This is a genomic window from Blautia sp. HCP3S3_C4 (genome assembly GCF_052064095.1).
Lineage (GTDB): Bacteria > Bacillota > Clostridia > Lachnospirales > Lachnospiraceae > Blautia_A.
Genome location: NZ_JBQHWF010000019.1, coordinates 1 through 12,701, shown reverse-complemented (window position 1 = coordinate 12,701; position 12,701 = coordinate 1). Strand labels below are relative to the sequence as shown.

The window sequence follows — 12,701 nt, the reverse complement described above, 5'->3', positions numbered from 1 at the left end:
GTAATTTCAGAAAATCCCCTTATTTTACAAGTTTTTTTAGTTCCTGGAATACCCTGTCTGTGTATAAAAGTTTTATCTCATGGCGGCTCATGCCGGAAACCTCTGCATGCACTTCAAAAACATAAGGTTTCTCATGCACAAGGATGCAGAAAAAAGCCACTCCCTGAACACTGTCTGCATTGTTTGGATCAACGTTCCCGGTAGTTCCGGTTATTCCTATGGCAATGTCCGTTTTCATTTTTTTCTGTACTGTTTTTGCCATTTCTTCTGCACATTCTTTTGAATATACTCCATACTGGGCAATCACATTTTTATCTACACCTATGAATACCTTTGTCTCATTCAAATAAGTAACATACCCTCCGGGAAAAATTGCAGATGCCCCTTCTGTATCTGTGATCGTCGATGCGATCAAGCCAGCGGTACAGCTCTCCATTGTGGAAATCGTTCTGTGTGCATCAATTAATTTATGGATGATTTTATCCTTTTCTGCCTGATCCATCCTTTTCCTCCTACTGTTTTTCTGATTTCTTACCTTACAAGTATACCAAAAAATCTTACTTTTTTATAGAAATATTTCTTATTCCGGTATGCTGTCTATTACAGACAATCTTCCAAATCCCCACTCAGGATTAGGATAATTCATCCTCTCCTCCCGCACAGCTCCTTTCTGCAAGGCAAATTTCACAGCACTCCCTGATGCATAAGGAAGGTTTCCTCTGACAATGGCCCATTCCAGCAACAGAGCTGCTGCCCCACAGGTAATCGCCGCAGCCAAACTGCTTCCTGTTGCTTTTCCAAAATTCTGCTGTCCATTCAAAGGCACTGTCAGTTCCACTCCCGGTGCAGCCAGATCCGGTGTTACCTGTCCATCCGGAGTAAAGCCCCGGCCAGCCTGGAAAAAAAGACTGGCATCCCTATACTGATAAGCTGTAGCAGTAATACTTCGCACAGAATCTCCCGGAGCAGTCACTGTAGAATAGGGATTCGATTGCAGAAAATAAGTATCCTGTGAAATCAATCCCTGTACAGGAAGCCACATATGAAATCTGTTTCCCGGCCCTTTCTCCTTTTGTACACGAATTTTCCAGATTCCAGAGGCCGGATGAAGAAACCGGAAACAAATCAGCTGCTTTCCGGTAGATCGTTCCATTTTTACATAATTCACCAGAACCTGTGTCGCAGTAAAAATAAATGACAGCTTTTGGGTCACAGACCCAATAGAGGTACTGATATCCAGAATCTCACCTGCCGGTGACTGAACTGAAATCCTATAGTCATCCGGTGGATTTCCCCAGAATTCTGTATAAAATCCCCCTTCCTGCTCTCCGATTTTTAACTCCACTGTTTCCTGCTCTTCTGATAATTCAGCTGTAAAATGGTGCTGGGCAATGCCTTCATTTCCCGCAGCCACAGATACAGAAACATTTGCATCTTCATTAATATAATCCAGATACCGGCTCAGTTCACTGTCTCCAATATGGGCTCCCTGACTGCTTCCAAGTCCCAAACAGACTGATACAGGCATTCCCATTTTCTTTGCCATTCGAACTGCATAAGACACTCCAAGCATAATATCATCTTCCTGATAAACTTCTGCCAAAGGCGGAATCTGATAAAATTCTTTTAAGTATGTCTTAGCCTTCTTCAGTTTCACAATGATCAGAGTTGCTCCAGGTGCTGCCCCGGAAAAATTTTCAGAAGGGACCACATTTCCTGCTGCCAGACCGGCCAACGCTGTTCCATGTCCATTTTCATCCCGGGACGGTACTGTCTCATAGGGATTTTCTGACTTAATCGCCTGCTCAATCTCTTCCCGCACAAAGACTTTCCCATAGGGAACTGCTTCATTTCCACTTTCCATTATTGTCTGATCCCACAGATAAGCGATCCTGCTCCTGTCTCCTTCACGAAAAACCGGATGTGTATAGTCAATTCCCGAATCAATCACAGCTATAGCTACTCCTTCACCCTGCAGCTTCAGATAAGGCTGATGATAGCTCTGACTGATTCCCCCGGCATCCATGGCATTTATATCCATAGGACTATAGCATTTTGGAATAGAAGAATAGGTATAGGAATTGATTTCCAGAACTCCGGCCTGCTCCAAAGGAATATAAAGAATACCGAACATTTCATTTACCTTCTGAAAGACAGCATTCATCCTTTTCATGTCAGCCTCCGAAATCGTTTCCCAGTTTCTCAGAATAAAATCTCCGTATTCCTGGTTCTGGGCAGGTGCTATATTCTGCCCAGAAGAAGAACTGGAGATTCCCTGCTGCATATTTATAAAATTCTTTTCAACATCTGCTGACCCGAACATACCGAATCCTCACATGCAGGCTTTATTACAGGCTATGCCCTAAAACATAAAAATAGTAGTTTATCCTTGAATATTTACTTCTTTGCCCTTTTCTTTATTACTCCAAGCATTACCATTCCGGCAACTCCTGTAAAAATACTAATAAACTGAGAGGTAGATAAAACTCCTATACTTCCCCTTTCCAGATCTCCCCTGAAAAATTCCAAAATAAAACGTCCCACACTGTAAAAAATCAAATAACAGGCTGCCACTTCTCCTTCTGCTTTTTTATGTCTGGCAATATAAAGCAAAAGGAAAAAATGCAGAAAATCCAGAATACTGGAATAAATTTGTGTGGGAATCAGTGGAATATTATTAGGTGCATAATCCGAATCCGTAAAAATCACCGACAATCCTCCTTGAGCTTCCTTTCCATAGCAGCATCCTGCCAGAAAGCATCCGATTCTTCCAAATCCCTGTGACAGAGCAATGGAAGGCATCACCAGGTCAAAATACGTTAAAAAATTTAATTTCTTTACCTTACAGTAAATCCAGCCTGCAAGGATTCCTCCTATAATTCCTCCATAGACCACAAATCCATCAGAACTGAACATCCCCAACGGATTCCGGATCACTTCTTTCCATTCTGTAATCCAGAACAGAATTTTTGCAGATGCAAATCCACCCAGAACACACCAGAGCACTAAATAGAAAATATGCTCACAGGCCAGTTGCAGCTTTCTTGCCCTCTGCTCCACCACCAGCCAGGCAGCCAGCACTCCTATGGCAATCATAAAACCATAACCATAAAGAGTCAGCGGACCTATTTTTAAAAGCTCATTTTTCATAAACTGATATTTCTCCTCACCATGCTTTTTATTTCAAAATATAAAAAACAATATTTTTTCTGATTCTATTTTCCTATTATATACACAGCAACTTCAGCAACTGTAAATTTGCCCTGTCATTGCCATCGTTATCATGAATACCTTTTACATCAGCTTCTCCACAGATATCCACTCCCAGAAGCCGGCCTTCATTGCTTTTTCCACACTCCAGCATAGTTTCTACACCGGCAAGTAAAGTGGTAAGTTTCATATCTCCCTGACTCCAGGCAGTTGAGACCTCTTTTGAACTGAGCACATCCTTATCAACCGAAAGATAAACAGGTAATTCACTGTCCATCATAACATTTTTCAGGAAACCGCAGATTTCTTCCTCCTTCATTGTCAAAAGGGTCTCTCTGGAAAGAAATACCACTTTTTTCCGAAGCCTTTCATCTACCTGGCTATATGCATTTTCATCCGGACCGATCAGGATCACCTGTCGCAGATTTGTAAGTTCCTCCAATGCAGCTGCGATCCATCCTCCACAAGACAACAGCCCCCCAAAAGCAGGAGGCTGCATATCTGTATGATTATCAAACACCAGAAGCCTGAAAGGTTGTTTGATTTTCCCAATCCACAAACGCGTAAGATAATGATAGTTTCCTGAGTCAATAAAATGGACTCCTTCCGATGAAAATTTATCTATGCGACAACTGATCTCAGTTCTTGCGTCTTCATCACAATAACAGTTCGTACCGGTAATATCTTCTGCTTCTACCCAGACAGTTTCCTGTCCCTTCCAGAATTTTTCTTCTCTATATATTCCGGACATATTCATAATAACTGGTGTTCTTTTTTTCATAATTTTCCTGTTCCCTTTGAAACCGCTCTTCACTTTCTTCAATCTTTCCACTCTTCCAGCGGTTCATCATGATTTTTCAGCATAGACTGAATTTCTTTGTTAGGGCTTTCTTCTGCCTTATCGAGAGCCTCTTCCATGGAAAACACTGCCTCTGCTGCATCGGCAGTCTCAGCTGTTTCCAATTCTATGGGGGCTGCTATTTCCACTGCCGGTTCCTCAGAAATTTCCACATCTGCCTTATTTTCTTCCTGAGCTTCAGGCATACTGGTTTCTGCCACATTCTCAGAATCCTCTGTGTGATCTGTTGCTTCATCTGAAACGTTATTCTGCTGTTCTTTCTCTAGCATACGCTTCTGTCCCTTTTTCAGACATACCTTCATCAAAATCAAGAATACAAAATCTGCAGCACCATTTACTATCAGAAGTATTCCACTAACCAAAATCATTCTGGAAACTTTTTTAAAAGGATAGGCCATCACTCCGACTCCCAGTACCAGAAAAATCAGACTGCCGATAAAAAGCACCTTCCACTGTCCCTGATTTACCTTTTTCAATTTGCTGCTGCCCTTAAATTTCCAGATGCTGTCAACTACTACAAAAGCACCCAACAGGTATGGCAGAATTTTAATCACAATCTGTGGCGTAAAAAAAAGAAATACTCCCAGAACAGCAGCAATCACTCCGGTAAACAGATCCAGTACCGTTGCCTTCTCTTTTTCAGCAACATAAATTACAATATGATAAATTCCCGCTGCGATCATCACCAGCCCAAATACTACCTTGCAGATAATGTTTACTGTTTGATCCGGGATCAGGACCAGGCACAATCCTAATACAATGTAACAGATTGAGGAAAGAATCTCCCCTCTAAGAAACTTTGAAGTTTTTTTCTCCACAAATGAATCCTCCTGACAATTATTTTTACAGTTCTGTCTCTCTTTCGGTTATTTTCTTTATCAAAAACAGATAACCCGACAGATGGCATATCCACTCAGATAACAAAAGTATACCTCTAATTTTTCCAAACGTCCACACACAACTCCATCACTTTTTATAAAAATATGAAAAAACTGTGAATTTTTCCTTGAAGTTTTTTTTTCACGTATTATAATAAATTCGATACATTTCGCAATTGAACTTCAGGAAGGATTTATTTTGAAAAACAAAGATTTTAATAAGCTTTTACTTCTTATTCCCGCAGGGCTTATCCTTGTGGGAAGCATTGTCTTTTTATACAGTCGGCCAGACTCCGGCGATGATAGGATCTGCCAGGAGAACGTATCCAAACTTCAGGAACTGGAAAACGCAGATATTGCTCAGACTGAGCAGCAGCTTCAGAATCTGAAAAAATCGGAAGAAGATGATTCTCTGCGCAATATGGACAGCAGCACTGTTCTCGATGATGTGCAGATCCGCCAGGCCTTTGCTGGCAGCGTCATTCTTGGAGATTCCATCACAAATTCTATTGTGGAATATGGATATCTGGATACTGATGTAGTAGTAGCCAAGCTTGGATTAAGTGTGGCCGGAGCTGATGAACAAATTGCTACTGCGATCAGCCTGAATCCCAGTCATGTTTTCATGGCTTTCGGCTCCAATGATCTGGAAATTTACGGGGCTGATTCTTCTGGATTTGTAGCAGATTACAAAAAACAAATTGTCAAAATCCAAGAAGCACTGCCGGATATCCCAATTTACATAAACTGTATTCTTCCGATTACGGATGCTGCTATTGAAGCGACTCCTGATCTTGCCTATTATTCGCAGTATAACGAAGGACTTATCAGTCTCTGCCAGGAAATGGGATGTACCTTTATTGACAATTCCGCCATTGTGGAGGGAAGCTCAGAGGACCTGTACGAACCGGACGGTGAGCATGTGATCCAGGATTATTACCCTAAATGGCTCACACATATGGCACAGGCAGCGGGGTTACAGACATGAAAATAAATAAACATATACTTATAAAGACCGGGTTGGTGATTCTGCTTGTAATATATCTTACAGCGCTTTACTCCTCCGATAATGCCCGGAACATTCCCATGGATCAGATTGCCCAGTCTATGGAAAAAGATCAGGCCATCATTGCATTGAATAAAGAAACCCGCGCTGATCTGAAACGCTATTATCAAACAGAGGAGCGGGATATTGACGGTTTTTTCTTTTATAAGGCCTCCTCTCCTATGGCTGTTGAAGAAATCTGCATTATGAAAGCCAAAGACCGTGCCCAGGCACAGATATTGCTGGAAAACGCCCAGGCACACCTGTCCAGTCAGAAAAATGTATTTGAAGGATATGGTACAGACCAGATGGCTCTCTTAAATAATGCAGCTGTAGGAAAAAAAGGAAACTATGTATATTATATGTGTGGAGCCGATGCCCATAGCTGGCAGCATGCATTTCTATCCTTGATATAAGGCAGATTGGAGAACATTCATTATGGTATTTAACAGTATCTTTTTTATTTTCTGCTTTCTTCCGGTTTTTATGCTGATCTATTATCTGGTTCCGGGAAAGCTTCGCAATCTGCTGCTCTTTTTAGGCAGTCTTATATTTTACGCATGGGGAGAACCTGTTTATGTGATTCTTATGCTTTTCTCCAGCGTATTTAACTATTATATGGGTACTGAACTGGAGCGGCTTTATTATGATGATAAAAAGCAAAAACTGAATCTTGTTTTTGCCATCATTATCAATCTTGGCATTCTTGTATTTTTTAAATATTATGGTTTCCTGTTGGATACCTTTGGCGGAATTACAGGCATTCATATTTCCCATCCGGAACTTTCCCTGCCAATCGGGCTTTCCTTTTATACCTTCAGGAACCTGTCCTATCTCTTTGATATATATATAAGTAAGATTACAGCACAACAGAACTTTCTTACCTTTGCAACCTACAGCACCATGTTTCCTTATACTGCTGCAGGTCCTATTATCCGCTATGCAGATATCCAGGAACAACTTGAGAGACGTTCTGTCAATATTTCCCGCTTTGGTGCAGGAACAGAACTTTTTATTAAGGGTCTTGCAAAAAAAGTACTCCTGGCTGATAATCTATCTGCTCTATATGCAGGAATCTGCAGTAATACTCAAATGTCTGTGCTTACCGCATGGATTGGAATTCTGACTTTCACTATGCAAATATATTTTGATTTCAGCGGCTATTCTGACATGGCCATTGGGCTAGGAAAAATGTTGGGATTTGATTTTAACAAAAACTTTGACTATCCATATATCTCCACAAGTGTTTCCGAGTTCTGGAGACGTTGGCATATTTCCCTTGGAAGCTGGTTTCGGGATTATATCTACATTCCTCTTGGAGGAAACCGTGTCTCAGTCATAAAACATATCCGAAATATTCTGGTTGTCTGGGCTCTGACCGGACTATGGCATGGTGCAAGCTGGAACTTTGTGTTATGGGGACTATACTACGGTCTTCTCCTCTTACTTGAAAAATTTGTACTAAATAACTTATTGGATAGACTCCCTTCCTGGCTACGCACAGCCTATACTATGGTTGCAGTCATGATTGGATGGGTATTTTTCAGTCAGACAAACTTTTCTGCACTTGGCCATTATCTGGGTGCACTGTTTGGTATAGGAGCCAGCAGCTTTGCAGACACAACTGCACTTTATTATCTGAAAACAGGCCTGATACTTTTTATCATCAGTATTCTGGCATGCAGACCCGGACTGTACCAACGTTTCAGGCGACTAATCCAGCAAAAACCAGCAGGAGCACTCCTTATAAATCTTATACTACTGGCATTGTCTGTAGCCTATATGGTTTATAATTCCTATACACCATTTTTATACGCGAAATTTTAGAAGGGACGGTACCTATGAAAAAATCACTGAGAAATTACCGACTATTCTTTCACAGATTAGGGCTTCTTTTTTTTCTGCTTCTTATAATTGTACTGGTAAGCAGTATTATCCTGCCTGATACCGGATTCTCTGAAAAAGAAAACCGGGTACTGGCATCCAGGCCTGCCCTGAAACTGGATCAATTAGTCTCCGGAGGATACGAAAAACAATTTGAAACCTATGAAAACGATCAGTTCCCCCTTCGTGATATGTGGATTACTTTAAAAGCCACTACAGACAGGCTGATGGGTAAAGTGGAGGAAAATGGTGTGTATCTTGGCAAAAATGGATATCTGATGGAAGGCTTTAACGCTCCTCCTCAGACTCAATATGATGCTACAGTCAATGCTATGACTGCCTTCGCGCAGAAGCATTCAGACCTGAAACAATATGCACTGATTGCACCCAATTCAGTAAACATCCTGAAATCAAAGCTCCCTGCTTTTGCACCTGCTGACGATCAGAATCCCTGGATAGATAATCTGAAGGATTCTCTCACTTCTGCAGGAGTTACCTTTATTGATATCCGTGATACCTTTACTGATCACAAAACAGAAGATCTTTATTATCACACTGATCATCACTGGACCACTCTGGGTGCCTACTACGCTTATCTCCAGGCAGCTGCTGTTATGGGAATCGATACCTCCTCTGACTCTTATGATAAAGCTCCTGTATCCCAGACGTTCAAAGGAACACTCTCTGCCAAAAGCGGTTTCCGTTCCAGTGAAACCGATGAAATTGATGTTTTCCTTCCTAATGGAGATAATACCCTTTCCTCTGTTGTTAATTATGTAGAGGAACAGAAAAAATCTGCAAGCTTCTATGATACTTCAAAGCTTAATACCAGAGATAAATATGCCCTGTTCTTCGGCGGTAATCATGCACAGATAAAAATCAGCACTCCTACTGAAAGTAATAATACTCTTCTGGTTCTGAAGGATTCTTATGCCAACAGTTTTGTCCCATTTCTTGCACAACATTACCGTAAAATCATTATGATCGATCCCCGTTATTACTATGGAGATCTGGAACAGCTGCTTCAAGTTGAGAATGTTCAGGAAGTACTATATCTATACAATGCCAATACTTTCTTTGCAGATACCTCATTGGAGCTGGCACTGTAATTATTTCAAAAAAATCCCCTCAGTTTCAGATGACGCGGACACATCCTGTACTGAGGGGATTTTCATACACACTTTTCCAATTTTCATTTTTTGTCTGCCTCACAGCATCGCAAAAAGATCATTCATTTTCCGCGTTTTGAATCAGGTTTTTCTTCCTTCATGATGTATTATATCAGACTTTTTTATAAATTTCTCATTTATGCATTTTCCTCATTTTTTCAAGCATATTCCTCAATAATACTAAATACCTTATTCAAAATGGCTGGCAAAATACTCATTATACTTATCCAGCACTTCCTTTCTTCCTCGAACACGAATAGGAATTATTGTCCCATCCTGTAATTCAAAATCCTCTTTCACATCCTTTATATAATCCATATTAACCAGATAACTCTGGTGACAATGCAGAAATCTCTTCTCATCTATTCTCTTTTCAATCTCTATAAGCTTATCCTGTGCTACAATTTCTGATTGATCGGACAGATGAAGTGTAATGGTATGCTTATCACTTTCAACATATACAATATCATCTGTATAGGGATATCGATACTGACGTTTACTTTTAATTGCAACCCTGCGTTGCATATCTGTCTTCAGAATACGATTCAAAAGCTTCTTTATTTTCTCCTCGGAAAAGGATTTCAACAAATATCCGGATGCCTGTACCTCATAGCTCTCAACAGCAAAATCCGGAGATGCTGTCAGAAATATAATCGGTATATTGCAGGAAAGCGCACGAAGTTTTCTGGCTGTTTCCATACCATTCAACTGGTCCATATAGATATCCAGAAAAAGCAATTCTCCCTCCAGGTATCCCTCCTCAGCGTCAGCTACAAGTACCTCACCGGAAGAATATTCCTCAACGCAAATCTCCTCATGGATTTCTTCAAAATATTCATGTAATATATCTTTTAAAAGCTGTCTTTCCAGTTCCACATCATCACAGACTATAATCTTACGCATTACTTGTTACCCTTTCAGCCGATAATTTCTATTCATAATTTCAAGCCTGTTTTCTTATCGTTTTGATAGAAAACTTCTATAGTATTATATATAATTCATTCTACAAAAGCAAGTACCCTTTTTACAGGACTTTCTTCATTTACTCATATGTGTTAATATAAAGGTAAGGTTCACAACTATCAGATATTCACACTATCAATAAAATAATATTAAAGAAAGAAGGATTATTCTATGCGTCAGGAAAAATTTAAAATGGAGCGTCAGGGACTGATTGAAATCGGTGATGAAGTAGAAATCACCGAATACCAATCCTTCATGAATTACAGTTACATTATTGAACCAGCCGTAGCCATGTCAGGATGCTATCCCAATGCCAGACGGATCAAATCCCGAAAAGGTATTATCAAGAATATTGAGCATACTCCCCGAGGATTTATCGTCACTGCAGAATTTGATGAATAATATATGCCAAAACCGTAGCTGCGTAACTTTTTACAGTTACGGTTTTTATCATATTTCACGCTAATCTCACATATCTTGTTGCAATAGTGTCCCGGAGTATTATCTATTGTATGATTTCTCTAAGTTTATGCATGATCGTCAAAAACGAAGCAGATGTTCTTCCCCGAATTCTTTCACCAATGACTGATATTGTAGATTATATTCTCATTGCAGATACCGGTTCCGTCGACCAGACGAAAGAAATTGCCTGTAAATATGGAGCTCAGGTGTTTGACTTTCCCTGGTGCGAGGATTTTTCTGCTGCCAGAAATTTTCTTTTAGAGAAAGTCCGCACAGACTACTGGATGTGGCTGGATGCGGATGATCTGATCACTCCTGCTAACCTGACTCTCCTTTCTTCCCTGAAAAGTTCTCTTCCCTCTGACACTGATATCGTAATGATGAAATATATTACAGCTTTCCATACAGATCAGTCTCCTGCATTTTCCTATTACCGGGAACGTATTTTAAAAACCTCCTGTGATTTCAGATGGTGTGGAAAGGTACATGAAGCAATCATTCTTTCCGGTAAGATTCTTTACTCTCCTATTCAAATTGAGCATCGCAAAATTAAGATTTCTGATCCAGACCGCAATCTTCGGATTTATCAGCACATGCTCGCAAATGCCGAAGTTTTAGACTCCCGTCAGGAATTTTATTATGGAAAAGAACTTTTTTATCATAAGCTTTATCGAGAAGCTGCCGCTGTATTTCTTCACTTTCTGGAAAATCCCGAAGCATGGCTGGAAAATCAACTGGATGCCTGTCTGCAGCTCTGTTACTGTTACCGTGCTCTTGGTGAAAATGATAAAGCAATGAATATTCTTTTTAAAAGCTTTCAGTTTGATGTTCCCCGTGCTGAAATATGCTATGAACTTGGAAATCTTTTTCTGGAAAAATCAGCTTTTATCTCTGCTGTTTACTGGTATCAGCAAGCATTAAATGCACCTTACTGTGAACAAGATGGGGGATTTTTTATCCCTGACTGCCATGATTTTCTTCCTTTGGTACAGCTCTGCGTCTGTTATGACAAACTTGGGCAATACAAAACCTCCTTTGACTACCTTCAAAGGGCTGCTAAAATTCATCCTGATGAGCCCTGTATTATCCAAAATCAACAATATTTTTTACAGAAGCATGGTTTTTCCTGACAAAGGGTGAAACAATTATTGGCTTCAGACAAGTAGCAAAGAATATGTAATCTGTGAACAGTATCTGGCATTCTCCATATAATAATAGTGAAACTTCTTAATATCAGAGGTAAAATGCATGTTGTTTCATCGTCATCCTCTCAAAGATCAGTCACTTGAATCACTGACCAGCGATGTTTCCGGCACTTCCTGCTGTAATAATAGCAATCGCTGCGGCTGTGACTGTCAGGGTCCTCCCGGACCACGGGGCTGTACCGGACCTACTGGGCCCAGAGGTTGTCCCGGACCGGCTGGTCCTATCGGACCCCAGGGACCTCAGGGAGAACCTGGTATACAGGGATATCCAGGGCCAATCGGAGCTACTGGTGCTACTGGTGCAATAGGACCTCAGGGGCCAGCCGGAGTCACAGGAGCTACTGGTGCCACAGGCGCTAGCGGAGCTACAGGACCTGCCGGAGCTATTGGACCAACTGGACCTATCGGACCTGTCGGACCTGCCGGAGCTACTGGACCAACTGGACCTACTGGACCTACCGGTGCCACAGGACCTGCCGGACCTGTAACATCTGCCGCAGCAGTAGCAGATGCTGCAGGTCAGACAGATGTTGTAACCCAGTTTAATCAGCTTCTCTCTAGTCTCAGAGCTGCCGGAATTCTAAACAGCTGATCTTGCTTTTTAAGCATAAAACACCGGTATACTGTGCTTTTTACACAATATACCGGCGTTTTTATTCTAGCTCAAATTTAAATCAAATAAAAAACTTCAGATAAATTATATCTGAAGTTCTAGAGGTGCCACCCGGATTTGAACCGGGGATAGAGGTGTTGCAGACCTTTGCCTTACCACTTGGCTATGGCACCATATTATATTTTACAAATTATACAAAAATTTTGTATAATGACTCCAAGGGGATTTGAACCCCTGTTACCGCCGTGAAAGGGCGGTGTCTTAACCGCTTGACCATGGAGCCTGGTATAACTTTTACATATCGGACTTCATGTTCCGAAAGCTCCCCCTGTTGGACTCGAACCAACGACACTGCGGTTAACAGCCGCATGCTCTACCGACTGAGCTAAGGAGGAATAAAGGTTTTGCACCTT

13 protein-coding genes and 3 tRNA genes are annotated in these 12,701 nt (G+C 41.0%); 7 read left to right on the top strand and 9 right to left on the bottom strand.

Features of this window, described 5'->3' with window-relative positions; translation table 11 throughout:
• Positions 1 to 19: 19 nt before the first annotated feature.
• The 5 genes from ACTNC6_RS14460 to ACTNC6_RS14440 form a co-directional block, all read right to left on the bottom strand.
• Positions 20 to 502 (bottom strand): CinA family protein, encoded by a 483-nt coding sequence (locus ACTNC6_RS14460; protein WP_173743819.1) that lies wholly within the window; start codon positions 500 to 502, stop codon positions 20 to 22.
• Positions 503 to 580: 78 nt separating this feature from the next.
• On the bottom strand, positions 581 to 2,323 hold the full coding sequence (locus ACTNC6_RS14455; RefSeq protein ID WP_441036286.1) for a S8 family peptidase: 1,743 nt from the start codon (positions 2,321 to 2,323) through the stop codon (positions 581 to 583).
• Between the two features lie 74 nt (positions 2,324 to 2,397).
• The gene (locus tag ACTNC6_RS14450) at positions 2,398 to 3,150 is read right to left on the bottom strand and encodes a prolipoprotein diacylglyceryl transferase (RefSeq protein WP_441044436.1); all 753 of its coding nucleotides are present in this window, start codon (positions 3,148 to 3,150) and stop codon (positions 2,398 to 2,400) included.
• A 76-nt stretch (positions 3,151 to 3,226) separates the two neighbouring features.
• Positions 3,227 to 3,991 (bottom strand): arginase family protein, encoded by a 765-nt coding sequence (locus tag ACTNC6_RS14445; RefSeq protein ID WP_441036283.1) that lies wholly within the window; start codon positions 3,989 to 3,991, stop codon positions 3,227 to 3,229.
• 38 nt (positions 3,992 to 4,029) lie between these two features.
• The gene (locus ACTNC6_RS14440) at positions 4,030 to 4,887 is read right to left on the bottom strand and encodes an HdeD family acid-resistance protein (protein ID WP_441044435.1); all 858 of its coding nucleotides are present in this window, start codon (positions 4,885 to 4,887) and stop codon (positions 4,030 to 4,032) included.
• 259 nt (positions 4,888 to 5,146) lie between these two features.
• Between ACTNC6_RS14440 and ACTNC6_RS14435 the strand changes: the two genes are divergently transcribed.
• Genes ACTNC6_RS14435 through ACTNC6_RS14420 form a run of 4 tightly spaced genes read left to right on the top strand, consistent with a single transcriptional unit; the run spans position 5,147 to position 8,985 of the window.
• Positions 5,147 to 5,935, top strand: coding sequence for a GDSL-type esterase/lipase family protein (locus tag ACTNC6_RS14435; protein WP_441036280.1), 789 nt, complete (start codon positions 5,147 to 5,149; stop codon positions 5,933 to 5,935).
• Positions 5,932 to 6,408: a DUF4358 domain-containing protein gene (locus ACTNC6_RS14430; RefSeq protein WP_173743825.1), complete on the top strand. Its 477-nt coding sequence runs from the start codon at positions 5,932 to 5,934 to the stop codon at positions 6,406 to 6,408. The genes ACTNC6_RS14435 and ACTNC6_RS14430 overlap by 4 nt, the downstream gene beginning before the upstream one ends.
• A 22-nt stretch (positions 6,409 to 6,430) precedes the next feature.
• Complete coding sequence (locus ACTNC6_RS14425; protein ID WP_303243130.1) at positions 6,431 to 7,819, top strand: MBOAT family O-acyltransferase; 1,389 nt, start codon at positions 6,431 to 6,433, stop codon at positions 7,817 to 7,819.
• Positions 7,820 to 7,833: 14 nt separating this feature from the next.
• Positions 7,834 to 8,985, top strand: a complete 1,152-nt coding sequence (locus tag ACTNC6_RS14420) for a DHHW family protein (RefSeq protein ID WP_303243131.1) — start codon at positions 7,834 to 7,836, stop codon at positions 8,983 to 8,985.
• A 249-nt stretch (positions 8,986 to 9,234) separates the two neighbouring features.
• Here the strand turns inward: ACTNC6_RS14420 and ACTNC6_RS14415 are convergent, their stop codons facing one another.
• Complete coding sequence (locus tag ACTNC6_RS14415) at positions 9,235 to 9,948, bottom strand: LytR/AlgR family response regulator transcription factor (RefSeq protein ID WP_303243132.1); 714 nt, start codon at positions 9,946 to 9,948, stop codon at positions 9,235 to 9,237.
• 231 nt (positions 9,949 to 10,179) lie between these two features.
• Here ACTNC6_RS14415 and ACTNC6_RS14410 point away from each other — a divergent pair, with 231 nt between their 5' ends.
• The 3 genes from ACTNC6_RS14410 to ACTNC6_RS14400 all read left to right on the top strand — a co-directional run bounded on the left by ACTNC6_RS14410 (position 10,180) and on the right by ACTNC6_RS14400 (position 12,267).
• Positions 10,180 to 10,410 carry a hypothetical protein gene (locus tag ACTNC6_RS14410; protein WP_019160862.1) on the top strand — a complete coding sequence of 77 codons (231 nt, stop codon included), beginning with the start codon at positions 10,180 to 10,182 and terminating at the stop codon, positions 10,408 to 10,410.
• A 110-nt stretch (positions 10,411 to 10,520) separates the two neighbouring features.
• Positions 10,521 to 11,600 (top strand): tetratricopeptide repeat-containing glycosyltransferase, encoded by a 1,080-nt coding sequence (locus tag ACTNC6_RS14405; protein ID WP_441044434.1) that lies wholly within the window; start codon positions 10,521 to 10,523, stop codon positions 11,598 to 11,600.
• 118 nt (positions 11,601 to 11,718) lie between these two features.
• Positions 11,719 to 12,267 carry a collagen-like protein gene (locus ACTNC6_RS14400; RefSeq protein ID WP_441036271.1) on the top strand — a complete coding sequence of 183 codons (549 nt, stop codon included), beginning with the start codon at positions 11,719 to 11,721 and terminating at the stop codon, positions 12,265 to 12,267.
• Between the two features lie 123 nt (positions 12,268 to 12,390).
• On the opposite strand, the gene ACTNC6_RS14395 is transcribed toward ACTNC6_RS14400, so the two are convergent.
• From ACTNC6_RS14395 to ACTNC6_RS14385, 3 genes are all read right to left on the bottom strand, one after another.
• Positions 12,391 to 12,461 (bottom strand) — tRNA-Cys (locus ACTNC6_RS14395).
• A gap of 38 nt (positions 12,462 to 12,499) precedes the next feature.
• Positions 12,500 to 12,571 (bottom strand) — tRNA-Glu (locus ACTNC6_RS14390).
• 39 nt (positions 12,572 to 12,610) lie between these two features.
• Positions 12,611 to 12,683, bottom strand: a tRNA-Asn gene (locus ACTNC6_RS14385).
• Positions 12,684 to 12,701: the final 18 nt, after the last annotated feature.